At 59.3% G+C, this 26,087-nt stretch carries 28 protein-coding genes; 11 read left to right on the top strand and 17 right to left on the bottom strand.

What is annotated here, in order from left to right:
• The 6 genes from ACA047_RS11900 to nifH form a co-directional block, all read right to left on the bottom strand.
• On the bottom strand, positions 1 to 270 hold the full coding sequence (locus tag ACA047_RS11900) for a DUF6129 family protein (protein ID WP_497359374.1): 270 nt from the start codon (positions 268 to 270) through the stop codon (positions 1 to 3).
• Between the two features lie 31 nt (positions 271 to 301).
• Entirely contained in the window at positions 302 to 1,036 is a 735-nt protein-coding gene (locus ACA047_RS11895) for a dinitrogenase iron-molybdenum cofactor biosynthesis protein (protein ID WP_497359373.1), read from the bottom strand.
• A 4-nt stretch (positions 1,037 to 1,040) separates the two neighbouring features.
• Positions 1,041 to 1,262 carry a putative nitrogen fixation protein NifT gene (gene nifT, locus ACA047_RS11890; RefSeq protein ID WP_497359372.1) on the bottom strand — a complete coding sequence of 74 codons (222 nt, stop codon included), beginning with the start codon at positions 1,260 to 1,262 and terminating at the stop codon, positions 1,041 to 1,043.
• 112 nt (positions 1,263 to 1,374) lie between these two features.
• Positions 1,375 to 2,946 (bottom strand): nitrogenase molybdenum-iron protein subunit beta, encoded by a 1,572-nt coding sequence (nifK, locus tag ACA047_RS11885; RefSeq protein ID WP_497359371.1) that lies wholly within the window; start codon positions 2,944 to 2,946, stop codon positions 1,375 to 1,377.
• A gap of 90 nt (positions 2,947 to 3,036) precedes the next feature.
• Positions 3,037 to 4,518: a nitrogenase molybdenum-iron protein alpha chain gene (nifD, locus tag ACA047_RS11880; protein ID WP_497359370.1), complete on the bottom strand. Its 1,482-nt coding sequence runs from the start codon at positions 4,516 to 4,518 to the stop codon at positions 3,037 to 3,039.
• Between the two features lie 169 nt (positions 4,519 to 4,687).
• Entirely contained in the window at positions 4,688 to 5,569 is an 882-nt protein-coding gene (gene nifH / locus ACA047_RS11875; protein ID WP_497359369.1) for a nitrogenase iron protein, read from the bottom strand.
• A 390-nt stretch (positions 5,570 to 5,959) separates the two neighbouring features.
• Between nifH and ACA047_RS11870 the strand changes: the two genes are divergently transcribed.
• Positions 5,960 to 6,847: an SIR2 family protein gene (locus tag ACA047_RS11870; protein WP_497359368.1), complete on the top strand. Its 888-nt coding sequence runs from the start codon at positions 5,960 to 5,962 to the stop codon at positions 6,845 to 6,847.
• Between the two features lie 49 nt (positions 6,848 to 6,896).
• A complete protein-coding gene (locus tag ACA047_RS11865) occupies positions 6,897 to 7,460 on the top strand; it encodes a hypothetical protein (RefSeq protein ID WP_497359367.1) in 564 nt (187 codons plus the stop codon).
• A 37-nt stretch (positions 7,461 to 7,497) separates the two neighbouring features.
• On the opposite strand, the gene ACA047_RS11860 is transcribed toward ACA047_RS11865, so the two are convergent.
• The 8 genes from ACA047_RS11860 to rsxA form a co-directional block, all read right to left on the bottom strand.
• A complete protein-coding gene (locus ACA047_RS11860) occupies positions 7,498 to 8,220 on the bottom strand; it encodes a dinitrogenase iron-molybdenum cofactor biosynthesis protein (protein ID WP_497359366.1) in 723 nt (240 codons plus the stop codon).
• Positions 8,221 to 8,286: 66 nt separating this feature from the next.
• Positions 8,287 to 8,553: an RnfH family protein gene (locus ACA047_RS11855; RefSeq protein ID WP_497359365.1), complete on the bottom strand. Its 267-nt coding sequence runs from the start codon at positions 8,551 to 8,553 to the stop codon at positions 8,287 to 8,289.
• Between the two features lie 22 nt (positions 8,554 to 8,575).
• Positions 8,576 to 9,307 carry an electron transport complex subunit E gene (locus ACA047_RS11850; RefSeq protein ID WP_497359364.1) on the bottom strand — a complete coding sequence of 244 codons (732 nt, stop codon included), beginning with the start codon at positions 9,305 to 9,307 and terminating at the stop codon, positions 8,576 to 8,578.
• A 2-nt stretch (positions 9,308 to 9,309) separates the two neighbouring features.
• Positions 9,310 to 9,984, bottom strand: a complete 675-nt coding sequence (locus tag ACA047_RS11845) for an RnfABCDGE type electron transport complex subunit G (RefSeq protein WP_497359363.1) — start codon at positions 9,982 to 9,984, stop codon at positions 9,310 to 9,312.
• Entirely contained in the window at positions 9,981 to 11,075 is a 1,095-nt protein-coding gene (locus ACA047_RS11840; RefSeq protein ID WP_497359362.1) for an RnfABCDGE type electron transport complex subunit D, read from the bottom strand. Before ACA047_RS11840 ends, ACA047_RS11845 begins: the two co-directional genes overlap by 4 nt.
• Entirely contained in the window at positions 11,072 to 12,538 is a 1,467-nt protein-coding gene (gene rsxC / locus ACA047_RS11835; protein WP_497359361.1) for an electron transport complex subunit RsxC, read from the bottom strand. Before rsxC ends, ACA047_RS11840 begins: the two co-directional genes overlap by 4 nt.
• 20 nt (positions 12,539 to 12,558) lie before the next feature.
• A complete protein-coding gene (locus ACA047_RS11830; protein WP_497359360.1) occupies positions 12,559 to 13,077 on the bottom strand; it encodes an RnfABCDGE type electron transport complex subunit B in 519 nt (172 codons plus the stop codon).
• Positions 13,078 to 13,112: 35 nt separating this feature from the next.
• Positions 13,113 to 13,685 carry an electron transport complex subunit RsxA gene (gene rsxA / locus ACA047_RS11825; RefSeq protein WP_497359359.1) on the bottom strand — a complete coding sequence of 191 codons (573 nt, stop codon included), beginning with the start codon at positions 13,683 to 13,685 and terminating at the stop codon, positions 13,113 to 13,115.
• A gap of 443 nt (positions 13,686 to 14,128) precedes the next feature.
• On the opposite strand from rsxA, the gene nifL reads away from it, so the two are divergent.
• The 8 genes from nifL to ACA047_RS11785 all read left to right on the top strand — a co-directional run bounded on the left by nifL (position 14,129) and on the right by ACA047_RS11785 (position 22,117).
• Positions 14,129 to 15,688, top strand: a complete 1,560-nt coding sequence (gene nifL / locus ACA047_RS11820; protein ID WP_497359358.1) for a nitrogen fixation negative regulator NifL — start codon at positions 14,129 to 14,131, stop codon at positions 15,686 to 15,688.
• Between the two features lie 16 nt (positions 15,689 to 15,704).
• Positions 15,705 to 17,270: a nif-specific transcriptional activator NifA gene (gene nifA, locus ACA047_RS11815; RefSeq protein ID WP_497359357.1), complete on the top strand. Its 1,566-nt coding sequence runs from the start codon at positions 15,705 to 15,707 to the stop codon at positions 17,268 to 17,270.
• Between the two features lie 48 nt (positions 17,271 to 17,318).
• Positions 17,319 to 17,996, top strand: coding sequence for a thiopurine S-methyltransferase (locus ACA047_RS11810; protein WP_497359356.1), 678 nt, complete (start codon positions 17,319 to 17,321; stop codon positions 17,994 to 17,996).
• A gap of 174 nt (positions 17,997 to 18,170) precedes the next feature.
• Positions 18,171 to 19,673: a nitrogenase cofactor biosynthesis protein NifB gene (gene nifB / locus ACA047_RS11805; RefSeq protein WP_497359355.1), complete on the top strand. Its 1,503-nt coding sequence runs from the start codon at positions 18,171 to 18,173 to the stop codon at positions 19,671 to 19,673.
• A 39-nt stretch (positions 19,674 to 19,712) separates the two neighbouring features.
• Positions 19,713 to 19,991 (top strand): 4Fe-4S dicluster domain-containing protein, encoded by a 279-nt coding sequence (locus ACA047_RS11800; protein ID WP_497359354.1) that lies wholly within the window; start codon positions 19,713 to 19,715, stop codon positions 19,989 to 19,991.
• 10 nt (positions 19,992 to 20,001) lie between these two features.
• Complete coding sequence (locus ACA047_RS11795; RefSeq protein ID WP_497359353.1) at positions 20,002 to 20,451, top strand: ArsC/Spx/MgsR family protein; 450 nt, start codon at positions 20,002 to 20,004, stop codon at positions 20,449 to 20,451.
• Entirely contained in the window at positions 20,448 to 21,041 is a 594-nt protein-coding gene (locus ACA047_RS11790; protein ID WP_497359352.1) for a nitrogen fixation protein NifQ, read from the top strand. The genes ACA047_RS11795 and ACA047_RS11790 overlap by 4 nt, the downstream gene beginning before the upstream one ends.
• A 65-nt stretch (positions 21,042 to 21,106) precedes the next feature.
• A complete protein-coding gene (locus tag ACA047_RS11785) occupies positions 21,107 to 22,117 on the top strand; it encodes an FAD:protein FMN transferase (RefSeq protein WP_497360311.1) in 1,011 nt (336 codons plus the stop codon).
• An 80-nt stretch (positions 22,118 to 22,197) separates the two neighbouring features.
• Here the strand turns inward: ACA047_RS11785 and ACA047_RS11780 are convergent, their stop codons facing one another.
• The 3 genes from ACA047_RS11780 to gabT all read right to left on the bottom strand — a co-directional run bounded on the left by ACA047_RS11780 (position 22,198) and on the right by gabT (position 24,769).
• On the bottom strand, positions 22,198 to 22,686 hold the full coding sequence (locus ACA047_RS11780; RefSeq protein WP_135846009.1) for an Lrp/AsnC family transcriptional regulator: 489 nt from the start codon (positions 22,684 to 22,686) through the stop codon (positions 22,198 to 22,200).
• A gap of 44 nt (positions 22,687 to 22,730) precedes the next feature.
• Positions 22,731 to 23,387: an HAD family hydrolase gene (locus ACA047_RS11775; protein WP_497359351.1), complete on the bottom strand. Its 657-nt coding sequence runs from the start codon at positions 23,385 to 23,387 to the stop codon at positions 22,731 to 22,733.
• An 89-nt stretch (positions 23,388 to 23,476) separates the two neighbouring features.
• Positions 23,477 to 24,769, bottom strand: coding sequence for a 4-aminobutyrate--2-oxoglutarate transaminase (gabT, locus tag ACA047_RS11770; protein WP_497359350.1), 1,293 nt, complete (start codon positions 24,767 to 24,769; stop codon positions 23,477 to 23,479).
• A gap of 286 nt (positions 24,770 to 25,055) precedes the next feature.
• Between gabT and ACA047_RS11765 the strand changes: the two genes are divergently transcribed.
• Positions 25,056 to 25,982 (top strand): 2-hydroxyacid dehydrogenase, encoded by a 927-nt coding sequence (locus ACA047_RS11765; protein ID WP_497359349.1) that lies wholly within the window; start codon positions 25,056 to 25,058, stop codon positions 25,980 to 25,982.
• Positions 25,983 to 26,087: the final 105 nt, after the last annotated feature.

Here is a 26,087-nt window from a genome sequence, read left to right as displayed (position 1 = left end):
TCAAGCCTCTGTCACGTAGGCCAGGACGATCCCCGACGCAGTGCCCGGATCGTTGGTCAATACCGAGCAATGGCTGCTGGAGTTGACCAGATATACGTTGAACGCCTCGCGCTCGGCCACGGCACGGGCATTGGCGGCGATGTCGTCGTCGCTGCAATACGTGAAATGCACGCCAGGATAATTTCCGCGCAGGCGGGCGATCAATGCCTCATCCAGGCCACTTTTCTCGGTGGCGAGGATGACACTGTTCAACAACGACTGATCGATCATGGCTATCTCCTGAAGGGTGGTCGAGTGATGTTCAGTGGCCGTTGCGCAAGCGAACCCGCTGATCCGGTCGTGCGCCCATGGCCTTGGCAAGCCAGGGCGGAGCGCCTTGGGCCAGTACCCGTTGCAGTTTCTCGATGACCTCGCGTGTAGCGACCGGCTCGCGGACCTTGATCGGATGCATGCCGGCACGAATCACTCGGGCACTGGCCGCTCCACCGATGCTCAGGGTGTAGAGCAGATCGCAATCCGCCAGCAGTTCGGCACGGCGGGCGTGGCGCTGTTGCTCTTGCGCGATCGGCTCCGGGGTCCGTACGCCAATCAGGCGGCTGGCAATGGGTGAGACTTGATAGATAAGAAAACGCGTACAGCCGGAAAAATCTGCATCCAGGCGTTCGCCATGCTCCGAAGCGCAGGCGATACGCACCGAATCAGGCAGGTCGCCTTCGTGATAAGCCTGCGGGATTGGCAGCACGGGGTCTGGCATCTGCACCCCTCGCCCGCGCAGCAGGCTGATCGCCCGCTGCAACTGGCGCTCACTCAGTAGTAGCGTTGACCCACTGTCCTCACCCAAGACGCTCAGCAGACTGGCCCGCAGGCGCGAGACGCGCACCCGGCACAATCGCGCATCGGTCAATGGCTCGCCAGTAACGGCTAACAACGCCCGCACCATCCGCGCCGTATCGACCCCCGTCAGCTCACGCGCCGCCAGGGCAATGCGCAACGCCAAGTGCTCGGGTAAACGAGACCGATGCATGGCTGGCAACATGTCTTCAATCCTCGCTGGCACGTGTGGCACGCAACGTGATGGGCAGGTGCGGCGGCGTCGACAGCGGCTCCAAATAATAGGCGGTGCCGTCTGCCAAGGTGATTTTTCCGCCCCAGCAATCGGGACTGTCGTGTTCCAGGCCGACCACGATTTCCTCCAGATCCCTCTTGGCGACATAAAGGGTCAACTGACCTTGCGGGGTACGGCGGATCATGACACTCGGCATGCGTTGCTCCATGAAACCTGAGAGACGCTACCGGCCAAACCCGAGAGCTCGCCGGTGGCGTGGGAAGAAGAATGACCGGGGCTAAACCGCCCCGGCCATCGATAACCAAGAATCAGCGAATCAGGTCGTAGTTGAAGTCCGTGAGCTGCATGACACGCGTTTCTTCGTCCAGGCGTTCGAGCACCGCGTTGACCAGCGTGGTCAGCATTTGCATGGCGCCTTCATAGCCCAGGGTGGTCTGGCGATGCAGGTGATGGCGATCGAAGATCGGGAAACCGATGCGAATCAACGGCACCTCGAACGCCTTGCCTTTATGCAGCGTGTCGCGCTGGATGAACTTGCCGTAACTGTTGCCGATCATGAAATCCGGTTTATCGGTGAACACTAGCGAGCGCATGTGCCACAGATCCTTCCCGGCATACACGGTGCAGCCCTTGCCGTACGGCGAAGAAGCCAGCAGTGCGTCCATGGCTTTTTTCCAGCGCTTGTTGCTGTTGTTGCACAGGATATGAATGGGCTCAGCACCCAGTTCCAGCAGGAACTTGACCATGCCCAGCAAGTAATCCGGGTCGCCCCACAGCGCGAAGCGCTTACCGTGCAGCCAGGCATGGGAGTCGGTCATCATGTCCACCAGGCGACCGCGTTCGGTAGCCAGACTTTCCGGGATCGGCTGACCGGTGATTTCGCTGACTTTCATCAGGAACTCATCGGTCCAGTCCAGGCCCATGGGAATGTTCAGCTTGGGCACCGAGTGGTTCCAGGTTCCTTCGAGGAACTTGCGGGTCTTTTCCAGTTGCAGCGGCTGCAGCAGCAGGGTGTCGAAGGCGTTGGGCGCGTCCTTGATTTCAGCCTGGGTGGTGCCGCCCGAATACATGCGAAAGGTACCGTCGGCCGGGGTATCGAGCACCTCAGACGGGTCGGAAAGCAGCGTGCACTCCACGTCCATGTCCTTGAGCATGCGCTTGATCACCCGAAAGTTGCCCAAATAGGTTTCGAAGCCCGGCACGATATTGAGCTTGTGATTGCTGCCGACAATCTTGTCTTGCATGTGGTTGAGGGTGAAGTAGCGCAAGATCCCCTCGAACATGTTGTCCCAGCCGGTGATGTGGCTGCCGACGAAGCTTGGAGTATGGGCAAACGGCACCGGATAATCGTCCGGTAGAAAACCGCCCTGCCTGGCATTGCCGATGAAGGCGTTGAGGTCATCGCCGATGACTTCGGCCATGCAGGTGGTAGAGACGGCGATCATGTCCGGCTTGTAGGTTTCGCGACAGTTTTGCAGACCATCCTTCATGTTCTGCTGGCCACCGAATACCGCGGCGTCTTCAGTCATGGAGTCGGAAACGCAGGAGACCGGCTCCTTGAAGTGACGATTGAAGTACGAGCGGAAGTACGCCACGCACCCCTGGGAACCGTGCACATACGGCATGGTCTTTTCGAAGCCCAAGGCGCAGAGCACGGCACCGAGTGGCTGGCAAGCCTTGGCTGGGTTGATGGTCAGGGCTTCACGCTTGAAGTTCAGCTCCTGATATTCAAGGCTGGTGGTCCAGGTGAACACCTCGTCGACTTTGGCCTGGGAGTAACCCTCTTCAAAATCCCCACGCTTGCGGGCAAGCATGTCCTGATAATCGTCTTCGCGAAACAGCGGGTAGCTGGGTTTGATATTGTCGACTTGCTGGCTCATGACGCTCTCCTTCGCCTCACTCATCTGTGACGGCGATCACGGATATCGGCTGCGGGCAACCCCGCAGCGGATGAATACTCAAACAGGCAATCAGGCGCTGGCGGCGATCTTCTCGTCGGCTTCGGCGGACTTGTGCCATGGCGCGTGGATTTTCTTCCAGCACGGATTGTTCAGGGTCATGTCCATATCCTTGGCGAAAATGGCGAAGCCATCAAAGCCGTGGTAAGGGCCCGAATAATCCCAGGAGTGCATTTGCCGGAACGGCACGCCCATTTTCTGAAAGATGTACTTTTCCTTGATCCCGGCGCCGATCAGGTCCGGCTTGACGCGTTTGACAAACTCTTCGAATTCGTAGCCGGTCACATCGTCGTAGATCAGGGTCGCGTTGCCCATTTCCTTGAGGGTGCGGTCGTAGTCATCGCTATGACCGAACTCGTAGCCGGTACCGACCACTTCCATGCCCAAGTCCTCATAGGCCCCGATCACGTGGCGCGGACGCAGGCCGCCGACATACAGCATCACGCGTTTGCCTTCCAGGCGTGGACGGAAACGGTCGATGACCGCTTGCCACTCGGGCTGGTACTTGGCGATCACCTCTTCGCACTTGGCCTTGATACTGTCATCGAAGAACGCGGCGATGGCACGCAACGACTCCATGGTTTTAGTCGGGCCGAAGAAGTTGTATTCCAACCATGGAATGCCGTATTTCTCCTCCATGTGCCGGGAGATATAGTTCATGGAGCGGTAGCAATGCAGCAGGTTGAGTTTGACCTTGGGGGTCAACTCCATTTCCGACAACGTTCCATCACCGGACCACTGGGCCACGACCCGCAGGCCCATTTCTTCCAGCAGGATCCGCGACGACCAGGCGTCACCGCCGATGTTGTAGTCACCCAGGACGCAGACGTCATACGGGGTGGACTGGAAGGTGTCGTCGTTGTCGCGTTTGTCCAGCACCCAGTCACGGATCGAGTCGTTGGCAACGTGGTGCCCCAGCGATTGCGAGACGCCCCGGAAACCTTCGCAGCGCACTGGAACAACGGTAGTTCCGTACTCGGCGGCCTTCTTCTTGGACACCGCTTCGATGTCATCGCCGATCAAGCCGATGGGGCATTCGGACTGTACCGAAATACCCTGATTGAGCGGGAACAGCGTCTCAATTTCGTCAATCAAAGTGGCCAGCTTCTTGTCGCCGCCGAACACGATGTCCTTCTCCTGGAAGTCAGAGGTGAAGTTCATGGTGACGAAGGCATTCACACCGGTGGTGCCGATGTAGTAATTGCGCCGACCGGCACGGGAATATTGGCCGCAGCCCACCGGGCCGTGGGAAATATGAATCATGTCCTTGACCGGCCCCCAGACCACCCCTTTGGAGCCGGCGTAGGCGCAACCGCGGATGCTCATCAACCCTGGCAGGGATTTCTTGTTCGAGGTCAGGCATTTTTTGGATTGTTCGACCGTCGGGTCGTTAGGCACCAGGTGTTTGGCGCGGTCCTTACGAGCCTTTTCGGGGTAAACCTCCAGGACTTCCTGGATGAGGGATTCAACCTCTTCGCGTGACATACCAGACATGGTATGACCTCCTCTTGCCTTGCGTTCATATGCGGGTAACGGAGGGCCCGCACGGCGCAATACGCCATGCGAACCTCCGGCAGGGCCCATCTGCCCTGCCCCGTCCGATGAACCCTCACGGCCTGCCAGGCGTGGCTGGCATCAGACCAAGGGTTCCTAAGCAGAGCTATCAGGCAACGATTTCGTCGACCGCGGTTTTGCCGATAATGCTGACGTCCTCTTCATCCATGATCCCGAACTCCATCAACAATGCCTCAAGCTCGTCCATGGTGATCGGGGTTGGAATGACCATCTTCTTGTTGTTGACGATCTTGTTGGCCAACGAACGGTATTCGTCGGCCTGTTTGGCCTTCGGGTCGTACTCGATAACGGTCATGCGGCGGATTTCAGCGCGTTGCACGACGTTGTCACGAGGCACGAAGTGAATCATCTGGGTGCCCAGCTTCTCGGCCAGGGCGATGATCAATTCGTCCTCGCGATCGGTCTCACGGCTGTTGCAAATCAAGCCCGCCAGGCGAACGCTGCCAGAGTTGGCGTACTTCACGATGCCTTTGGAGATGTTGTTGGCCGCATACATCGCCATCATTTCGCCGGAGCAGACGATGTAGATTTCCTGAGCCTTGTTCTCGCGGATCGGCATTGCGAAACCACCGCACACAACGTCACCCAGTACGTCGTAGAACACGAAGTCCAGGTTCTCGTCATAGGCGCCTTCCTCTTCAAGGAAGTTGATCGCCGTAATCACACCGCGACCGGCACAACCGACGCCTGGCTCAGGCCCGCCCGACTCGACACACTTGATGCCCAGGTAGCCGACCTTGAGCACATCTTCAAGCTCCAGGTCTTCCACGGTGCCCGCTTCGGCCGCCATCTCCATGATGGTGTTCTGGGCCTTGGAATGGAGAATCAAGCGAGTGGAGTCGGCTTTCGGGTCACAGCCGACAATCATCACTTTCTTGCCGCTTTCGGCCATGGCAGCCACGAGATTCTGGGTCGTCGTGGACTTCCCGATCCCACCCTTGCCGTAAATAGCGCATTGACGCATTGCCATAATTAAATCCTCAGGTTTCGTTTCCACATGACTGTGGGCTGTAGGCACGAACAAGCCTGCGCAAAATGGACAAGTGCAGTGTTTGTGCCAGTCACTGAAGACAAACTTAATGGATTGTTTTTTAAAGAATTTATGATCTAAATAAAAGCTCATGGAACCGTGGCATACATAACAAAACACCGCCCCTGTAGGTCGCAATGGCAACAATCCAACAAAGTATTAATGCGCCGACGCGACAACTTTCCCGGGTGGCTGAAAGTGTGGCAATGACGACAATTTGTCTTGAACGCAACAGCGCTTGGCGGTGCTGATCGGACAGCATTATTCGCCATATCAAACAGTTGCCCGTGTACTTGCATGTGGTGCGCATATTGCGAGGTGCCTGCTCGAATGTCTGCACACCTACAGCGGGTAATCATCATGAACAATGGCGTTATAAAAGATATCGTTGCCGATCTCGGCAGCGGTACCCTGGCTCCCTATCTGGGTCCGGGCGTGCTGCACGGCGTAGTGGATCGAGTCTCCGGGCAGCCGATCCCGGCCGACAGCGACAGCCTGATCCTGGCCATGACCGCAGGCCAAGCCATGGCACCGCGCTTGATGTATGAGTTTTCCCGGGCGGCCATGCACATGGAGAATAAGAAAGGCCGTAGTTTCATTGAGCGTTTCCTGACACAAACCTACAGCGGCGACAACTGGACGCCATCGCCAGTGCATCGCTGGCTCGCCAGTCTGAACCTGCGTTATGTAATCGACAGCAATCGCGATACCCAACTGCAACTGGCTTATGTCGACCGTCCGCATACATTGATCGTCGGCGCCGCACGCATCGCTGCTACACCTTATCGCTTCGACCTCTTTGAGTTCGACGGCGAACATTACCGCCCCACCGACCTAAGTGAGGTCGATACCGACCTGCCGGTGTTGTTCAAACCACTGGGCACACCGTTACCCAAGCCGAACTACGTGGCCAGCGATGCCGATTTCGTCGACTACATCACTGAGCTGATGGGCGGCTTCGCCATTCCGCCCTGGATCAAGCTGCAACGTCGCAACAAGCGCTATCTGTTTCTGGGCATGCGCTTCAACCATGACACCGAACGCATGGTCATGAGCGACATGATCCATGACGCCGCACCGGACGCCGGCTGGGTACTGATCGCTGACCCTACCCCAAAAGAACGCAAGCTCTGCGAGCGCAAGCAATTGCAGTTGATAGAGGCCGACTGGAGCGAGTTGTTCACCTCGGCCATGAGTCCGCTCATCGAAACCGCCTGAGCGCTCACCGCGCCTCCCATCCCTTAGCTTGACCCAAGAGAGAAAAACCATGCTGCTGAAAAACTACGAATCCAAGAACCTGCTGTGCAATCTCAGTGTGCTGGGCGCAACTTCGACGCCGGACACCTTCGCCTATCGGGGAGACCTGGTGCTCGAAGAGGGTGATGTGGCGGACAACGCCGGCCGCCGCCATCCGCCGAAAACCGTAATCAAGCAGGCGATCCTGCTGACCCGCGCCGACAAACTGGAGATGGTCACGGGAGCCCTGGTGGAACTGAGCGACCTGCCGATGTTCATCGAACGCTACCAGGCCGATCTGTCCCCCCAAGCGGCGGTGATGTTCTACGTAGAGAACCTCGACAAGGCGCTCAAGGTCAATCTCGACGGCATGAATATCACCCTGCTGCCCCACGATGGCGGCGCGGTCTGGAACACCTTGATGGATGACCTGAAACTGGACAAAGACGACTTCAAGGGCCGCAGCATCGAGGAGAAAGTATGGGTCATGTACCAGGCGCTGCTGGGGTTCGCGCCCCGACTCGATACCTTGAGTTATGAAAATGCCCTGTCCCACGTGGTCACTCATCAACGAGAAGCCCGCGGCGCGATCTAGCCAGACCGCAGCGCAGGCTCCGGCAACAGGCTATCGCTCAGGTAGCCTCTTGCGAACGCTCGAAGCGCACCCGTTGTTCAGCACTGGCACCGAGCAACTTGGCCAGCCAGGGTGGCGGCGACTGACGCATGACCTGTTGCAGTTGGGCGAGAATGTCGGCCGCCGTAGCGCCTTCGTTTTTCTTGATCGGATATAGCCCGAACTTGATCACCTTGGCCGCTGCCGGGCCGCCGATAGACACCACGTAAAGCACCTGGCAATCCTGGATCAGCTCCGTGCGCCACTTGTTGCGGTCTTCGGCGAACTCGGCGTCGAGTGTCGAACGAACATCCACCAACTGGAAGCTGTCGGTACTGACCTGATAAATCAGAAAGCGCAGGCAAGAACCAAAATGGCCGTCGAGCCGCTCGCCGTTGTTGGAAGCGATGGCCACACGAATCGAATGCTCGGGTATCACCTCAAGCGGCGTCGCCACCGGCAAATGCTGGCTATCACCCTCCCCCCAGAGAATGCGCACCGCCTCCTTGATGCCCGGCATCTCGATGCCGATATCCTCGCCGTCCTCCTCACCCTCCAGATTAGCCAACCCGGTCTTGATGTCGGTCACCGTCACCGTCTGCAAACTGGTTTCGGTGAGCTCACCGGGCACCCGCTGATGCAGCACATCGAGCAAGCGTGCGACACTGACGCCGGGCATGGCCCGGGCCGCCAGGGCTATGCGTAAAGCGGTTTCACGGTTCATGTTCACGGTTGCATTCATTTCAGACCTCCTGGGGCTGGGTGCAAACAGTTGAACGCCCGATGGTTTGGCCCCGGGCGCGCACTGTCACTCTTCGTCGTCATCCTCATCGTCTTCGTCCAGCACCCGGGTAATGCGCTGGTAGATCTCCACCCGATCCCCCTCCTTGAGGGGGCTGTCGAGCTTCACGAATTTGCCGAACACTCCGACCTTTTGCGCATCCAGGTTGATCTCCGGGCAACAGCACAGCACCCCGGACTGTTCGATGACCTGCGCCACTGTGGCGTCGTCGTTGACCTGGCAAGTGAGCAACAACGGTGGCGAGGGCACGGCATACACCACATCGACTTTCATGGTTTTCTCCTCGGTGAATGACTCATCGCAGGACGATCAATTCACCATGGGTGATGATCCGCCGCTGGGCGCGTTTTTGATCGAAGACGCGTTTGGCGGCCAGTAAAAAGCCAAGCACGATGAACGCCCCTGGCGGCAGGACCACCACCAGGATGCCCTGGTAATCCGGGATGATGGTCATCTCCAGCCATTTGAAATGTGGGCCCAGCAACAGCGAGGCCTGGGAGAACAACGTGCCGCTGCCGATGACTTCTCGGATCCCGCCGATCACCGTCAAGAACCAGGTGAAGCCGAGGCCGATGCCCGCCCCGTCTAGGAATGATGGAAATATCGAGTGTTTGAGGGAGAACGATTCGGCGCGACCGAGGATCGCGCAGTTGGTGACAATCAGCGCGATAAACAGCCCCAGTACTTTGTACAGTTCATGCATCCAGGCGTTCATGGCCATGTCGATGATGGTCACCACCCCGGCGATGATCCCGATCATCAGTGGATTACGCACTTGCGGGGAAATGGTGTTGCGCATCATCGAAATGATCACGTTGGTACACACCAGCACCGCCGTGGTGGCAAGTCCCATGCCCAGGCCATTGGTGGCCGTGGAGGTGACGGCCAGGGTCGGACACAAGGCGAGGAGTTGCACCAGCGTGACGTTGTATTCCCACAGCGCAGCGGTAAAGAAACGCCAGACCGACTTGTGCTCGACAGCAGTGCTGCTGCCGCTGGCGGTGGCATCGGGTGAACAATGACTCATGATCAGGACTCCTTGGGGGGTTCGACAGAGGTTTGCTTGAGGCGCTCCAGATGGCGCTGCTGGAACTTCAGCGCCTGAAGAATTCCCTTGACCACCGCCCGGGGGGTGATGGTGGCGCCGCTGAACTGATCGAACTGCCCACCATCTTTCTTCACCGCCCAAGCCTTGAGTGGGGTATTACTCAAGGACAGGCCGTCGAAACGCGTGATCCAGTCGCTTTTGGCGACGTCGATGCGATCGGCCAGACCGGGGGTTTCCTTGTGCGTCAGAACCCGCACGCCGAGGATCCGACCGTCGCTGGCAATCGCGATCAACTGCACGATCGGCCCACCGTAACCGATGGTATTGACGCTCAGGGCCACGGCGGTCAACTCGCCCTTGAGCCGCGCCGGGAACACCTCCACATCGCCCAGCACCTCATCAGTCACATGAAAGGCATCGCCCAGTGGGTTGTTGTCATAGAGATCAGCGGGCAGTACCTGACGCAGTACGGCCAGACGGTCTTCCAACTGTTCACCGGTGATGGAATTCCGGGTTGAGACATCGGTGATCAGCAAGGCCAAGGCCACCAGGGCGCAGACCACTGCCAGGGAAACCCCTTGATAGGCCAGCTGCGTACGCCACCGCTCCAGTCGCGTGGGGGATGGAGGGGTCGATTCAATCTGTTCGGCACTCATACCTTGTCCACCTCTTTGACTTGTCGGGTCCAATTGGCAACAGCCAGAGGCTTGCCACGCACGTTACGACCGTAGGCACGCGGACGGCAGTAGCGGTCGATCAGGGGTGTCAGGGCGTTCATGAACAGCACAGCGAAGGCCACCGCTTCGGGGAAGTTGCCCCAGGTGCGAATCACATAAATCAGAACGCCGCTCCCGGTGCCAAAAATCAACCGCCCCTTGCGCCCCACCGGTGACGTAACCGGATCGGTGGCGATAAACAACGCGCCCATCATCAAGCCGCCAGAGGTCAGGTGATACAGCGCTCCGGGGTAACGCAACGGGTCAATCTGCTGAGCCAGGGCAGCCAGCAGCGCCACGCTGAGCAACATGGTCAGGGGGATCTCCCAGTGAATGATGCGCAGCGCCATCAGCCAGGCTGCGCCCAGGATCAGCAGCAGTTCCGAGGTTTCCCCCAGGCTGCCGCCGCTATGACCGAGAAATGCCGACAACGGCGAGAAGTCCTGGTCGAGGATTTCACTGACGGTGTGGTGCAGGGTCATCTGGGTCTTGAGATTGCCCAAGGCCGTGGCACTGGAAAAACCATCGGTTTGCGGCATGCCGATGAAGGTGATCCGCAGGCCTTCGAGCAAGTCCGGCGAGCCCGAGATCAATAGCGGATGTGGCAATACCCAATGAGTCATCTGCAACGGAAACGAAATCAGCAACGCCACTCGGGCCAGCATCGCCGGGTTGAACAGGTTCTGGCCGATGCCGCCGTAGACCTGCTTGCCCAGGCCGATGGCGAACAGGCTGCCACCGGCGCCTATCCACCACGGCGCCCACGGTGGTAGGCACAGCGCCAACAGCCAGCCAGTAAGCAGTGCAGAGCCATCCCACAAACGGGTCATGGGTTGCTTGAGTAAATACAGGCAGGCGGCTTCCACCACAACCGCGCTGAGGCAAGTCAGCACAAACAGGTTGATGGCCGGCCAGCCGAACAGATAGCAACCGAACACCGTGGTCGGTAACAACGCCAGGCAAACGTGAAACATAATGCGGTTGACCGACGAACGATCATGGGCGAAAGGTCCTGCGGCGGGATTACTCATGGCAGAACCTCTTCATTGCTCTGGACGGTTTTGTTGCGATTGGCCTTGGCCGCTTTCGCCGCTTTGCGCTCGGCCTCTTCACTGGCCGTGCGCAGGGCGCGGGCTTCGGTAGCCTGCTTGATGTAATCGCTTTTGCGCATTGCCTCGCGGCGTTCGTCCTGTTGCCCCATGCCGTATTGGAAGAACTGCACCAACGGGATGTGCGACGGACAGACGTAGGAGCAGCATCCGCAGAGGATGCAGTCGCGCAGCCCATATTGGCTGGCGGTGTCGAAATCGTCGTTGCGGGTATGGGCGACCATCTCCATGGGCATCAGGCCCATCGGGCAAGCATCCATGCAGCGCGAACAACGGATGCACGGCGAGGCTTCGCTGCGCGGGACTTCGCTGCTGGTCAGCGCCAGCACTCCCGTCGCGCCCTTGATGACGGGGACCTGGGTCGACGGCAAAACCACCCCCATCATCGGACCGCCGAGCAACAGACGCCGGGGATCCTGGGTCAGACCGCCACAGGCGTCGATCAGCGCCTGTACCGGGGTGCCAATGGGCACTTCGAGATTCTGCGCGGTGGCGATACAACCACCGGCCACGGTCAGAACCCTTGAGATCAAAGGTCGACCGAAACGTAGCGCCTGCTGGATCGCATAGACCGTGCCGACGTTGTGCACCAAGACGCCGACTTGGGTGCTGCGTCCGCCTGCCGGCACTTCGCGACCGGTGATTTCCTGGATCAATTGCTTGGCCGATCCCATGGGATAGCGCGCTGGCACCGGAACCACTTCGATGGAGCCATAAGGCGCGCTGGCCAGGTACATCGCCGCTAATGCCTCAGGCTTGTTGTCTTCAATGGCGATCACGATGCTATAGGCGCGCAGGATGTGCTGGATCAACCGCGCGCCGTCGACGATATCGACAGCCCGTTCACGCATCAGGCGATCGTCGGTGGTCAGGTACGGCTCGCACTCGCTGCCATTGACCAGCACCGTCTTGATCTCGTGCCGGGTGCCCTGCTTGAGCTTCACCGCCGCCGGAAAAATTGCCCCACCCAACCCGACGATGCCGGCCGCCGCGACTCTGTCAGCCAGCACCAACGGATCTTCGTCAAAGGGATTGGCCGAGACGTCCAGGTCGATCCAGCGGTCCTGGCCGTCACACTCCAGCACGATGCCGTTGGTTTCCAGGCCCGAAGGATGCGGGGCCAGAATAGAACCGATACGCAAGATCTTCCCCGAACTGGGCGCGTGCACGGGCGCCGACAGCTCAGACGGTGAACGGGCCAGCAGTTGCCCCTTGAGCACGTAGTCACCGACCTTGACCAACGGCAGCCCCTCGGTCCCCGCATGCTGGCGCAACGGCAAGGACAGACGGGGCGACAGCGGTACGCTGCCGATGGGTAGCAAGGCCGAATGCGCCTTGTTGGACATGGGGTGAATACCGCCGCGTACACGAGCGAAATTGAACATAGCTAACTCCGTCAGTCGACTCAGGCAAGCTGGGGCTTGGCCCAGTGCCAGGTGTCCAGAGAGACATTTTGCGGACTCAAGGAAACGCAATTTTCCGGGCAAGCCTGTTGGCATTTGCCGCAGCCGGTGCAGGCGCTCTGCAGGACACTGTGGATCTGCCCATTGGCGCCGACGATGGCGTCGGTCGGACAGACTTTGTAGCAGCGGGTGCAGCCAGTGCATTGGGCCTTATCGATGCTGGCTATCAACGGCGCACTCATCTCTCCATCAAGGGGCACGCCCAGCAACTCGGCCAATTGTCCGGCCAGAGCCATGCCGCCCGGCGGACAGCAAGTGACCGGCGAGCGCCCTTCCACCAGCGCAACAGCCGCTGCGCTACAGCCGGGAAAACCGCACTGGCCGCATTGGCTGCCCGGCATCAAGTCTTGCACCTCCTTGAGCAGCGGATTCTCATCACCCACCGCAAAGATCCTCGCCGCAACACCCAGCCCTCCCCCCAGCAGCAGGCCGATCAACGCGAACACCAAGATTGCAACCATATGCCCTCCTCACCGACCACTGCCGGTCGTAGTGATCAGATCAACCCGCCAAACCCCATAAAAATCAGCGCCAACATGCCCGCAGTGACAAAGGCAATCGGCGGACCGCTGAAGGCAGCAGGAATGTTCGAAACCGTCATGCGCTCACGCAGGCCGGCAAAAATAATCATGATCAGGGAGAAACCCAGCGACGAGCCGAAGCCGAACAGCCCGGCCTGCAGCAAAGAGTGGCCTTCACGCACACTGATGAGAGGTACGCCGAGCACCGCGCAGTTGGTGGTGATCAGCGGCAGATAGATGCCCAGGGAGCGATACAGTTTGGGGCTGGTCTTGCGCACAGCCAGTTCGATCAGTTGAACCACCGCGGCAATGATCACGATATAGGCCAGGATCCGCAGAAAGCCGATCCCCAGTGGGTGCAGCACCCAGTGTTCGACCATCCAGCTGGAAACGCTGCCCAGGGTGATAACGATCGTCGTCGCCACCCCCATCCCCAGGGAAGATTCCAGCTTGCCGGACACGCCCATGAACGGACACAGGCCCAGGAACCGCACCAATACCACGTTGTTGACCAGCACGGTGCTGATAAGAAACAGCAAATAGTCCATGACACTTACCCATCTCTTCGCGAATCACTGTCCAGGCGCCATATCGGCTCGGGTTTGCGAAGGGGGGTTTTGCATCAAATATGCCATGGATCGACTGGCGCGTTTTTTCAGGGAAAAGGCCACCTCTGACTGACCTGGATCAATAGACACTCAGAAAAAACGCTCATAGATGTAGATAAAAATTGGCTGCATGTAGGTTTTGCGACAGAAGAGTTCGACTAAGGCAACGCCTCTGTGGGCTTTCGGACAAAAGGCCCTACACAAAGTCCATCAAAGCTGTGCGCCTGCTCCACAACCACAACCAATCCATTGATAAATCTAGATTTTAATGCACGGCACAGTGCTTGCAGACTAGCCAGGTGACGTTGCTTCAGACGCTGACCCCGGCATTGATAAGCGCAGGTCGCGTCCCTGCATCCAGGCATATTGATGAGGTTGAGCGCATGACCCAAGCCAAATTGACACCTGATAACTCGCTTCCGCCTGACAACACCGCTCCCGCCGGCCTGACGCCGCAAGTGTTCCAGCAAGCCGTGGAACATGCGCCTATCGCGATCTCGATCACCGACCTGCGGGCGAACATCCTTTATGCCAACAGAGCATTCACTAGCATCACCGGCTACAGCGCCAGCGACATCATCGGCAAAAATGAATCGCTGCTGTCCAACGGCACCACGCCCAAGCTGGTCTATCAGGCGCTGTGGAGTCGGCTGGCGCAGAAAAAATCCTGGTCCGGCGTGCTGATCAACCGCCGCAAGGACGATCATCTCTACCTGGCCGAGCTGACCGTGGCGCCAGTGCTGGACCAGGATGGCGAGACCATCTACTACTTGGGCATGCATCGCGACACCAGCGACCTGCACGAACTCGAACAACGGGTCAGCAACCAACGGCTGTTGATCGATGCGGTAGTCAATTCCGCCCCGGCAGCCATCGCGGTGCTCAATCATCAGCATCGGGTACTGTTGTTCAATCCGAGCTTCAGCCGCCTGGCCCGGGATCTCACCAGCGACGGCTCGCCGGAAAACCTCGTGGCCTTGCTGCGCGACAACCTGCCGGAACCTTTCGAAGGATTGGAAAAACACGGCAAGAACTTCGCGGGCAAGGAAATCTCTTTTGACCTGGGCGCACGCTCGCCGCGCTGGTTGTCCTGCCATGGCACGGCCGTGTGCATTGAGGACGAGCGAGCCGACGTGTTTTTCGCCCCCGGTGAGGAACGCCACCTACTGCTGACTCTCAACGACATCTCCGAACTGCGCCAAAAACAACAGGACTCCCATCTCAACGCCCTGAAAGCGTTGATGGCCGAAGAAGAATTGTTGGACGGCATGCGCGAAACCTTCAATGGCGCGATCCATCGCCTTCAAGGGCCGGTCAATCTGATTGCCGCAGCGGCGCACATGCTCGAGCGACGGCTGGGTGACGAAGGCAAGAACGACGCAGTGCTCAAGGCGATGCTCGAAGCCAGCGCGGCGGGCATGGAGGCGCTGGAAAGCCTGGTTGGTTCGATCCCGGTGCGGGTGGCCGACAGCAAGATGCCGGTGAACATCAATCAACTGATCCGGGAAGTCATCACCCTGTGCACCGACCGGCTACTGGCCCAGGGCATCGTCGTCGACTGGCAGCCCGCCCTGCGCCTGCCATGGGTGATGGGGGGTGAAAGTAGCCTGCGCAGCATGATCAAGCACTTGGTGGACAACGCCATAGATGCCATGAGCCAGAACCATTGCAGCCGCGAATTGCTGATCAGGACCCGGGTAGAGAACCAGCAGGTGGTACGCCTGGAAATCAACGACAGCGGCCCCGGTATTGCGCCGGAGTTGATGTTCAAGGTCTTCCAGCCGTTCTTCAGTACCAAGCCGCCGCACAAGGCCGGACGCGGCATGGGCCTGGCCATGGTGCAGGAAATCGTCAATGAGCATGCTGGCATGGTGCATATCGACAGCAGCTACCAGCAAGGCTGCCGGGTCGTGGTTGAACTGCCCTTCTCGATAGCTCGTTGACCAGGAGGCCTTGCCGATGAATACCCACCTCGCCCAACGTCCTGTCCTGCCGACGCGGCTGGAGCTCTACGACGGCCAGCTGCAAGCCCTTTCGGGCATCGCCCGGATTCTGTACCGCGAACAACAGATCGAGGTGGTGCTGACTCAGATCCTGGCGATCATGCACAACGACCTGGGCCTGCTGCACGGCCTGGTTTCCATCTGCGACCCGGCCCAAGGCACGCTGCAAATCGGCGCCATCCACAGCGACGCCGAAACCGTGATGCATGCCAGCGAAAGCGTGCGTTACCGGATTGGCGAAGGTGTACTCGGCAACATTGTCAAGAACGGCAGCAGTGTGGTGCTAGGCCGCATCTCCTCGGAACCGCGCTTTCTCGACCGGCTGGCCCTGTACGATCTGGAGATGCCGTTCATTGCCGTGCCGATTAAATCCCAGGACGGCAGCACCATCGGCGTGCTCGCCGCGCAACCGGACAGCCGCGCCGACAGCCTGATGGCCGACCGCACTCGCTTCATGGAGATCATCGCCTGCCTGCTTTCACAATCGGTACGCCTAGTGGTGAATCAGGAGGATGGCCGGCAGGTCAAGAACGAGCGCGATGAACTGCGCCGGGAAGTGCGCGCCAAATATGGCTTCGAGAACATGGTGGTGGGCCATACCGCAATCATGCGCCGCATATTCGACCAGGTCCGGCGAGTCGCCAAATGGGACAGCACAGTATTGATTCTTGGCGAATCAGGCACCGGTAAAGAATTGATCGCCAGCGCCATTCACTACAATTCGCCCCGCGCGCACCACCCACTGGTCAAACTCAACTGCGCGGCACTGCCCGAATCACTGCTGGAATCGGAGCTGTTCGGCCACGAGAAAGGCGCGTTCACTGGGGCGGTGAAGCAGCGCAAGGGACGCTTCGAACAGGCCGACGGCGGTACGCTGTTCCTCGATGAAATCGGGGAAATCTCGCCGATGTTCCAAGCCAAACTGCTGCGCGTTTTGCAGGAAGGCGAACTGGAGCGCGTAGGCGGTAGCCAGACTGTACGGGTCAACGTGCGCATCGTCACCGCGACCAACCGCGACCTGGAAAACGAGGTGGAAAAAGGCAAGTTTCGCGAAGATCTTTACTACCGTCTCAACGTCATGGCCATCCGTGTGCCGCCGCTGCGCGAGCGTATTGCCGACCTGCCGGAGCTGGCTGAGTTCCTGATCGCCAAGATCGCCCGGCAACAAGGGCGCAAGCTGACGCTCACCGACAGCGCCATACGCCTGCTGATCAGCTACCGCTGGCCGGGCAACGTGCGAGAACTGGAGAACTGCCTGGAGCGCTCATCGATCATGAGCGAAGACGGCACCATCACTCGCGACGTGATTTCCCTGACCGGCCTGGACAATGACACCCAACCCCTGACTCCGCTGCCGGACATCGACCTGAGTGACGACTCCATGGACGACCGGGAACGGGTGGTCGCCGCGCTGGAACAGGCCGGCTGGGTACAAGCCAAGGCCGCTCGCCTGCTGGGCATGACGCCGCGGCAGATCGCCTATCGAATCCAGACCCTCAACATTCACATGCGCAAATTATGAGGCCGTTGCCTCTGAGCTTGCCGGTCCATTGGACAAGGAAGCAATCTCATGACCGATACCGACAACATCCTGTGGCTGCAACTGTGGCGCGAACATCGCATTGCGTTCCATCAACACGTCGTCAACCCACTGCTGGCACGGTTCTGGCCGGCGCTGGGACTGACCACTGACAATCGGGTCTTCGTGCCCTTGTGCGGCAAAAGCCTGGACATGCTCTGGCTCGCCAAGCGCGGTCATGAGGTCATCGGCATCGAACTGAGCCCTTTAGCGGTGCGGGCTTTTTTCAACGAAAACCATCTGCATCCGACACGCTGCCAAACCGAGCATTTCACCCTGTGGCAAGCCGGTCGGATCAGCATCTTGTGCGGCGATTACTTCGCCCTCAGGCCTAGCGACCTGGGGCACATCGATACGGTCTACGACCGAGCCTCCCTGACTGCCCTGCCCCCCAGCATTCGCGCCGAGTACATCGCGCAGTTGCGGCGGATCGTCCCGAACACCGCCAATGTGTTCCTGCTGACCGTGGAAGACGCTGATGCCGCAGACAGCCGGCAACAGGCCATGGGCATCGACCGGGAGCTCAGCGCGCTTTACGCCGCAGATTTCGAGATCGAACTGGCCCATGTCGAAAGCCTGTACGAAACGCACCCGGACGTTTTGGACAGCGAAGCAGCACCGGTCCAGTACAAGGTCTATCGGCTCAAAGGCAGAACCCCCGAGGCATAACGGGGCTTGTCAGTTGTGCGACACGCCCCACTCATTAGCCCCGCGACATTGTGGGATGCCGGACAAACAGCATTTAAAAATCCATGAAATATTATTTTAAATCAAAGCATTGAAAAACAGGCACGACACTTGCTGATACCTCTTTAGACAAAGGCGCCTATCCGGAGAATCAGCATGGAACTCAGCGTACTTGGGCAAGACAACAACGAACATCCTGCCGCGACCGGATGCACCTCGGGTTCCTGCGGCAGCACGGACGATCAGCTCTCGCATCTGCCGGACAGCATCCGTCAGAAGGTGCAGAATCATCCGTGTTACTCCGAAGAAGCTCACCATTATTTCGCCCGCATGCACGTGGCGGTGGCGCCGGCCTGCAACATCCAGTGCCACTACTGCAACCGCAAGTACGACTGCGCCAACGAGTCGCGGCCGGGAGTGGTTTCAGAAGTACTCGACCCGATACAGGCGGTGAAAAAGGTCAAGGCCGTGGCCGCGACCATTCCACAGATGACCGTGCTCGGCATCGCCGGGCCGGGCGACCCGCTGGCCAACCCGCAGCGCACTTTCGAGACCTTCCGCCTGCTCAGCGAACAGGCGCCAGACATCAAACTTTGCGTCTCCACCAATGGCCTGGCCCTGCCAGAACTGGTGGACGAACTGGCCCAGTACAACATCGACCATGTGACCATCACCATCAACTGCGTAGACCCGGAAGTCGGCGCGCGGATCTATCCGTGGATCTTCTGGAACAACAAGCGCATCCGCGGCAAGAAAGCCGCGAAGATTCTCATCGAGCAACAACAAAAAGGCCTGGAAATGCTGGTGGCGCGGGGGATTTTGGTCAAGGTCAACTCGGTGCTGATCCCTGGCGTCAACGACGAACACCTCAAGGAAGTCAGCCGCGTGATCAAGGCCAAGGGCGCTTTCCTGCATAACGTCATGCCGCTGATCTCCGAAGCCGAGCACGGCACCTTCTTCGGCATCATGGGCCAGCGCGGCCCAGAGCCTGAAGAGTTGCAGGACCTGCAAGATGCCTGTGTCGGCGATATGAACATGATGCGCCACTGCCGCCAATGCCGGGCCGATGCCGTGGGGCTGCTGGGCGAGGACCGCGGTGACGAGTTCACTCTCGACAAGATCGAGGAAATGGACATTGATTATGAAGCGGCCATGGTCAAGCGCGCCGCCATCCACGCGGCAATCATCGAAGAGCTGGACGAGAAAGCCAGCAAGAAGGCCCGCCTTGCGGCCATGTCGGTGCCTACTGTCGCCACCCGCCAATATCGCCCGGTACTGATGGCCGTGGCCACCAGCGGCGCGGGCCTGATCAATCAACACTTCGGCCATGCCCGGGAGTTTCTGGTCTATGAAGCATCGGCTGGCGGAGTGCGATTCATCGGTCATCGCAAGGTCGAGCAGTACTGCATCGGCGACGACAGCTGCGGCGAAAAGGAAAGCGCCCTGATCGGCAGCCTGCGAGCCTTGAGGGGCTGCGAAGCAGTGCTGTGTTCGAAGATCGGTTTCGAACCCTGGAGTGCGCTGGAAGCAGCGGGTATCCAGCCCAACGGCGAACACGCCATGGAACCTATCGAAGAGGCGGTGCTGGCGGTCTACCAGGAACTGATCAGCAGCGGGCGGTTGGATACTCAGGCCTCGGTGCTGCAGGCCAAAGCCTGATCCCCCCTGAGAACGTCACGTGATACGAGGAGGTGGAACATGGCGCTGAAAATAGTCGAGTCATGTGTCAGTTGTTGGGCTTGCATTGACGTTTGTCCAAGCGAAGCGATCAACTCGGCACCGACGCAGTTCCTGATCGATGCCCGCAAATGCACCGAATGCGAGGGCCACTTCAGCGAGCAGCAATGCGCGAGTATCTGCCCGATAGAAGGTGCGATCCTGCTCGCAGACGGCAGCGAGGCCAATCCGCCCGGGTCCCTGACGGGCATACCGCCGGAACGCATGCTTGAAGCGATGCGCGAAATCCAGGCGCGCTAAGGAGGTCATCATGTCGTGTATCGTTTTTTTTGAAAAACCCGGCTGTGCCACCAATGAGCTGCAAAAGCAGTTGCTGCGCTCCAACGGTATGGAAGTCAAGGTGCTCAACCTGTTCAGCCAGGTTTGGACCCGGGAAACCCTGCTGCCCTACTTCGGCGAGCGGCCGGTGGTGGAGTGGTTCAACACCTCGGCACCGGCCATCAAGTACGGCGACCTTAACCCCAGCACGCTCGACCGTGAAACAGCATTGTCCCTGATACTCGCCAACCCGCTGCTGATCCACCGCCCATTGATCCGCGTCGGTGAGCATTACATGGTCGGTTTCGACCTGGTGAAACTCAACGCCATGCTGCCCTGCCATGGCACTTTTCCCATCAACAGCGCCGTCTCGCTGGAGGGTTGCAGCCATGGCCGGGACTCCCATATGGGTTGCGTGCCACTGGCCGAAGTGACGCCATGAACATCGCCGCCGGTCGTATCCTCGAGCCAGACGTTCACGCGCCGCCCAAATCCGCGTCGCAATCCAACCATGCCTGGCTGAAGCAGATCATCCTGGCCCAACGAGCACACCGCTCCTGCCTGCCACGGCACCTGGGCCTCTGTCCTGAAGTCTACGAGACGATGATCAAGCTGCACTTCGCCGAGTCACCCAAGCTGCAAAACCTCGGCGATATGCCCAGGGATGAGCAAAACGAAATCCGCGAGGAGCTGCTTGAACTGCGCCGTGACGAATGGCTGGAGCTTTCCCTGCTGCTGCTTGACGGCCGACGCGGTCGCGAGCAGGAAGAAGTATGGCTAGCCGATATCGTCGCGGCCGCCTGCCTGGGCGGCAATCACCTATGGAGGGACCTGGGCCTGGCATCGCGCCAGCACCTGCGCGAACTGCTGAACCAGAATTTCCCGCGGCTGGCCAAGCGCAATGTCCAGGACATGCGCTGGAAAAAGTTTCTCTACAAGCAATTGTGTGAACGGGACGGCGGCTACGTCTGCCGTGCGCCCTCCTGCGGAGTCTGCCCAACTTACGATGAATGCTATGGGGAGGAGTCATGACCGACGACTGCACACATATGAGCATCGATGAGGCACAAACCCTAAGGGCCAGTAAACCCCGCCAAATGATTGCCACCCATTTGGGCTGGGCATTGCTGGCTACGCTGCTGGTCGGCTGTGGCGAGCGCCTCGAAACCTTCGGCGGACCGACCATGGGGAGCCGCTATACCATCAAGTACGTGCGCACGTCCTCCGGCCCATCCCCCTCCGAAGTCCAGAGCAGGGTCGAGGCGGTGTTGCGCGAGGTCGATGAACAGATGTCGACCTATCGCAAGGACTCGCTGGTGTCGCGTTTCAACCAGTTGCCGGCGCAAAGCTGCATGCCCCTTCCCGCCCAGATGCTCAGCCTGGTCAGCTACGCCAGCGAGCTTTCCGAAGGCAGCCAGGGCGCCTACGACCTGACCGTCGAGCCGCTGATGAACCTCTGGAGCTTTGGCCCCGATGCACAGGGTGAACGTGTACCGAGCGCCGCCGAAATCGCCGAAGTGCAGCAGAACATCGGCTATCGACACCTGCGCATCGTCGATCAGCAGTTGTGCAAAGACACCGACGTCAAACTGGACTTCGACAGCATCGCCGCCGGGTTCACCGTGGATCAGGTCTCGGCACTGCTGGAACAGATGGGCGTGCACAGCTACCTCACGCAAATCACCGGCGAACTCAAGGCCGCCGGCCACAAGCCCGACGGCAGCCCTTGGCGCATTGCCATCGAAGCGCCGCGTAACGACAAACAGGTCGCGCAAATCAGCCTGGACCTGGACGGCTACGGGGTCTCCACCTCGGGCGACTATCGCAACTACTTCGAAGCCAGCGGCCACCACTACTCGCATATCATCGACCCGGCAACAGGTGCGCCCATCACTCACAACCTCACCTCGGTCACGGTGGTCGATCCCTCAGCCCGCAACGCCGATGGCCTGTCCACCCTGCTCATCGTAATGGGCCCGGAGCGAGGCTACCAATACGCCCTGGCCCACCAGATTGCCGCGTTGTTCATCACCCGCGACTCGAAGGGTTTTGTCAGTCGCAATACGCCGGCGTTTGAGGGATTACTGGCGGGAAAGAGCACGAATTGAGCTCCTGTTCAACGCTCCTCTTCCAGGGAATATTCGAGGCGGACCAACGAAGAGGCAAGGTTCCTGGGCGTCGACCGCCATCAATGACGCAAGAGTTTACGCAGCGGGATCTCGTCTTTTCGTACAGGCGACTTGATGACGATGTAGCTGAAATACTTGGAGATGCCGATGTTCTTGTCCAGCAGGCTTTCCATCACGTCCTGGTAGTCCTGGATGCTGCGGGTCATAAAGCGCACCAGGTAATCGTAGCCCCCGCTGATCAGGTGACATTCGAGCACTTCATCGACCAGACGGATATTGGATTCGAACTTGGCAAAGTCCTCGCGCTTGTGGTCGCTCAAGGTGATCTCGGTGAATACCGTCACCGAATCAGTAATCTTGGCCAGATTCAGATGGGCCTTGTAGCTGGAGATATACCCCAACGACTCAAGCCGCTTCACTCGCTGCAAACATGGGCTGGCGGACAAGCCCACGGCATCGGCCAGGCTGACGTTGGTCATGCGGCCGTCTTTTTGTAGCTCTACCAAAATGCTGATGTCGATCCGGTCCAGTTTCGCTAAACCTTCCATCGCCTACCTCTTGCCTACCGTTGTAAGACAATCTTCTAACAAAATCAGCGTCGTAAAGACAGCTGATGCTGAGCGACCAGATCAGCCATGCTGTTGATGCAATAGTCGGCCGCGCACGGCTTCGAGGGTTTGCCATGGCTGCGACAGATCAGACAAACAGCGCCAACCTCCCGCGGGCGGGCGCCAGGGCGGGTCACTTGGAGAATAGCCTGGGCATCAAGATCATTGGCCACCAACCAATCGTGATCTTGCAGGGGGTCACTGGCCAGGGAAATAAAATCGTCGGGCTCAATGCCCAGACGCTCGCACAGCACACCGCGATCCTCCGCATCACGATCGCCCTGCACCAGCAGACGATAGAACTTGCGCAGGTAGAGCATCGCGCCCGGCGCATCCTCGAACAGCGACCAACTGGCGGCCGACCGGGCGAAGCTCATGCCCTCCTCCCAACTGACGTTGAGCTTCCAGCGTTCAGCCAATTGACGGTGGGCGAAACACAGTAAACCGCTGAAGCCCAGCTCGCCGAAGCGTGGATACAGGGCTTGCAGTACTTCATCAAATTCAGCCAGCACCTGTGCCTTGTCCGGCGGCTCGCCATGGTTTTCCAGCAGCGGCTGCAATGCCGTCCAGACACCGGAGTCTCGATCCACCAGGACCTCATCGCAGTCGATCAACAACGCCCGATATTCAGTCAGCCTCATGGGTAAAGCCTCCGATGATGTCCCATCAATCCACGCTCCATTTATTGCCATTGACGCTTGCCTCGGCAAACGTCACCAACGGATGGCGTTCACTTCAAGACGCGTGCCAACGCCGCCTCGAGAATCTGCAATGCTTCGTCAATCTGCGCTTCACTGGTCACCAGTGGCGCAAGGAAACGCAATACGTTGCGGTATACCCCGCACTTGATCACCAGCAACCCACCCGCCCGGGCTTCGTCGATCAGACGCTGATTAAGGTCGGCATCGGGGGTGCGCGCCTCGTCATCCTTGATCAGTTCGATTGCCAACATGAAACCGCTGCCGCGCACGTCGCCAATACGCGGGTAACGGGCTTGCAAGCGCAACAGGCCCTGACGCAGACGCGCGCCCAACACTTCGCCACGCGCCAGCAACTGTTCTTGCTCATAGGCTTGGATCACCGCCAACGCCGCGGCGCACGACAGTGCATTCCCGCCGTACGTGCCGCCCAGGCCGCCGGGGAGTGGTGCGTCCATGATCTCGGCCTTGCCGACCACACCTGACAGTGGCAAGCCACCGGCGAGGCTTTTGGCGACCGTGACCAGATCCGGTTGAATACCCGAATGCTGGAAACCGAACCATTTGCCAGTACGCCCAAAACCAGTCTGGATTTCATCGAGGATCAACACGATGCCGTGTTTTTCAGTCAGTGCGCGCAGGCCCTGAAGGAACTCAGTGGGTGCCGAGAGGAAACCGCCGTCGCCCTGCACCGGTTCGATGATGATCGCAGCGACCCGCTCAGGCGCCACTTGCGTGGCCAACAATTCGTCCAGCGCCTGGAGCGCCATCTCGCTCGTGACACCACGATAGGCATTGGGATAAGGCGTGTGAAAGACCTCTGGTGCAAACGGCCCGAAATTCTGTTTATACGGCTGGCTCATCCCGGTCAGCGTGGTGCCGAGCAAGGTCCGGCCATGGAACCCGCCGCGAAAGGCGATCACCGCCGAGCGGTTGGTGTGGGCACGGGCGATTTTCACGGCGTTTTCCACCGCTTCGGCGCCAGAGGTGAAAAATGCCGCTTTATAGGCGTGCTGGCCACCGATCATTTCGCACAGGCGCTGGGCCAGGTCCAGGTAAGGTTTGTAGGCCACCACCTGGAAGCAGGCATGGGAAACTTTTTGCAACTGGGCCTGCACCGCCGCGACCACTTTGGGGTGATTGTGACCGATGTTCAGCACACCGATGCCGCCGACGAAATCCAGGTAGCGCTTGCCGTCCACGTCCCATAATTCCGAGCCTTGGGCCCGATCGATCACCAGCGGGTGTGCGGTGACCAAACCACGTGGCACGAATTGATCACGCTGACGGAGCAAACTTGGGGTTTCTTCGACTTTACTGTTCATGGCATTTCCCATCGTGAGCCTCGCAACCAGAAAGCGGCTGCGGTGTGTTCACAGGTTAAGCGTTCGACGCGATTGTCTAAGCCGAACTTGGTCACTGAGAAATTCGGATCGACTGTTTACACCCCGACAAACAGCAGAATCCTCCAGCGGCATCTCGCCCCATGGAATCTGCCGAGATGGGCACTCTACAACGCAGCGTGGTGCTTCTACGCGGGCCCTTTCGACAGATCCTGCTCTGGCGTTGAGGCATGCTGGATACTTTCCTATTTCATGCGAGAAGTGATCCATGGCCCTGCTTTACAAAGCTGACCCGGTACGCGGCGAACAATGGCAGCGCCTGTTCGCCGAACACGCTCCGGATATCGAATGGCGTGCCTGGCCGGACATCGGCGATCCGCGGGATATTCGTTACCTGGCGGCTTGGCAGGCACCGGACGAAATCGAAGCAGCTTTACCGAACCTGGAGGTTCTGTTTGCCCTGTCGGCCGGAGTGGATCAACTCGACCTCGGCCGTTTGCCCGCGACACTGCCGGTGGTGCGCCTACTCGACCCCGGCATCAGCCAAGGCATGTGCGAATACGCCAGTTTTGCCGTGCTCAGCTTGCACCGGGACATGTTGCGCTACCGCCAGCAACAGGCCGAACGGCGCTGGCAGGCACACCGGCTGGTTCCCGCACAGCAGCGCCGGGTCGGGGTCATGGGCCTGGGTTTGCAGGCCAGGCACATACTCGCCACCCTGAGCACCTTTGGTTTCGCCCTGTCGGGCTGGGCCCGCAGCGAGCATCAGATTGCCGGCGTGGACTGCTTTGCCGGCACCGAGCAACTGCCGGCCTTCCTCGCCCAGTGCGACATCGTGCTGTGCGTCCTGCCGCTGACCGAGCAGACCAAAGGGATCCTCAACCGCCAGCTGTTCCAACACCTGCCCACAGGCGCGGCGTTGGTCAACATGGGCCGCGGTGGGCACCTGGTAGAAGACGATCTGCTTGAAGCGCTCGCCAGCGGCCAACTCAGCGCGGCGGTACTCGACGTCCTCGAACAGGAACCGGCGCAGCCGGACCATCCGTTCTGGAACCATCGGCAGATACTGCTGACTCCGCATATTGCGGCGATGACGCAACCCGAGAGCGCATTTGGCGTGTTGCTGGAGAATATCCGTCGGCATCAACGGGGAGAATCGATGCAGGGTTTGGTTGATCGCGAGCGAAGCTATTGACGGCTTGAATGGCGTGGCACCTGTCACGCCTCAGCAAAATCGTGTCCAACTGCTGTCTTTTTTATAAAAAACAGCAGCTATGTAGACGCCCATCAAAGTGATAGC

Source organism: Pseudomonas sp. LBUM1664 (genome assembly GCF_059695895.1).
The sequence above is the reverse complement of the archived record's forward strand: the minus strand, read 5'-3'. Positions and strand labels throughout refer to the sequence as shown.

Coding starts and splice junctions, on each gene's coding strand:
- ACA047_RS11900 (WP_497359374.1), bottom strand. CDS start 270: ATGATCGATCAGTCGTTGTTGAACAGTGTCATCCTCGCCACCGAGAAA.
- ACA047_RS11895 (WP_497359373.1), bottom strand. CDS start 1,036: ATGTTGCCAGCCATGCATCGGTCTCGTTTACCCGAGCACTTGGCGTTG.
- nifT (WP_497359372.1), bottom strand. CDS start 1,262: ATGCCGAGTGTCATGATCCGCCGTACCCCGCAAGGTCAGTTGACCCTT.
- nifK (WP_497359371.1), bottom strand. CDS start 2,946: ATGAGCCAGCAAGTCGACAATATCAAACCCAGCTACCCGCTGTTTCGC.
- nifD (WP_497359370.1), bottom strand. CDS start 4,518: ATGTCTGGTATGTCACGCGAAGAGGTTGAATCCCTCATCCAGGAAGTC.
- nifH (WP_497359369.1), bottom strand. CDS start 5,569: ATGGCAATGCGTCAATGCGCTATTTACGGCAAGGGTGGGATCGGGAAG.
- ACA047_RS11870 (WP_497359368.1), top strand. CDS start 5,960: ATGTCTGCACACCTACAGCGGGTAATCATCATGAACAATGGCGTTATA.
- ACA047_RS11865 (WP_497359367.1), top strand. CDS start 6,897: ATGCTGCTGAAAAACTACGAATCCAAGAACCTGCTGTGCAATCTCAGT.
- ACA047_RS11860 (WP_497359366.1), bottom strand. CDS start 8,220: ATGAATGCAACCGTGAACATGAACCGTGAAACCGCTTTACGCATAGCC.
- ACA047_RS11855 (WP_497359365.1), bottom strand. CDS start 8,553: ATGAAAGTCGATGTGGTGTATGCCGTGCCCTCGCCACCGTTGTTGCTC.
- ACA047_RS11850 (WP_497359364.1), bottom strand. CDS start 9,307: ATGAGTCATTGTTCACCCGATGCCACCGCCAGCGGCAGCAGCACTGCT.
- ACA047_RS11845 (WP_497359363.1), bottom strand. CDS start 9,984: ATGAGTGCCGAACAGATTGAATCGACCCCTCCATCCCCCACGCGACTG.
- ACA047_RS11840 (WP_497359362.1), bottom strand. CDS start 11,075: ATGAGTAATCCCGCCGCAGGACCTTTCGCCCATGATCGTTCGTCGGTC.
- rsxC (WP_497359361.1), bottom strand. CDS start 12,538: ATGTTCAATTTCGCTCGTGTACGCGGCGGTATTCACCCCATGTCCAAC.
- ACA047_RS11830 (WP_497359360.1), bottom strand. CDS start 13,077: ATGGTTGCAATCTTGGTGTTCGCGTTGATCGGCCTGCTGCTGGGGGGA.
- rsxA (WP_497359359.1), bottom strand. CDS start 13,685: ATGGACTATTTGCTGTTTCTTATCAGCACCGTGCTGGTCAACAACGTG.
- nifL (WP_497359358.1), top strand. CDS start 14,129: ATGACCCAAGCCAAATTGACACCTGATAACTCGCTTCCGCCTGACAAC.
- nifA (WP_497359357.1), top strand. CDS start 15,705: ATGAATACCCACCTCGCCCAACGTCCTGTCCTGCCGACGCGGCTGGAG.
- ACA047_RS11810 (WP_497359356.1), top strand. CDS start 17,319: ATGACCGATACCGACAACATCCTGTGGCTGCAACTGTGGCGCGAACAT.
- nifB (WP_497359355.1), top strand. CDS start 18,171: ATGGAACTCAGCGTACTTGGGCAAGACAACAACGAACATCCTGCCGCG.
- ACA047_RS11800 (WP_497359354.1), top strand. CDS start 19,713: ATGGCGCTGAAAATAGTCGAGTCATGTGTCAGTTGTTGGGCTTGCATT.
- ACA047_RS11795 (WP_497359353.1), top strand. CDS start 20,002: ATGTCGTGTATCGTTTTTTTTGAAAAACCCGGCTGTGCCACCAATGAG.
- ACA047_RS11790 (WP_497359352.1), top strand. CDS start 20,448: ATGAACATCGCCGCCGGTCGTATCCTCGAGCCAGACGTTCACGCGCCG.
- ACA047_RS11785 (WP_497360311.1), top strand. CDS start 21,107: ATGATTGCCACCCATTTGGGCTGGGCATTGCTGGCTACGCTGCTGGTC.
- ACA047_RS11780 (WP_135846009.1), bottom strand. CDS start 22,686: ATGGAAGGTTTAGCGAAACTGGACCGGATCGACATCAGCATTTTGGTA.
- ACA047_RS11775 (WP_497359351.1), bottom strand. CDS start 23,387: ATGAGGCTGACTGAATATCGGGCGTTGTTGATCGACTGCGATGAGGTC.
- gabT (WP_497359350.1), bottom strand. CDS start 24,769: ATGAACAGTAAAGTCGAAGAAACCCCAAGTTTGCTCCGTCAGCGTGAT.
- ACA047_RS11765 (WP_497359349.1), top strand. CDS start 25,056: ATGGCCCTGCTTTACAAAGCTGACCCGGTACGCGGCGAACAATGGCAG.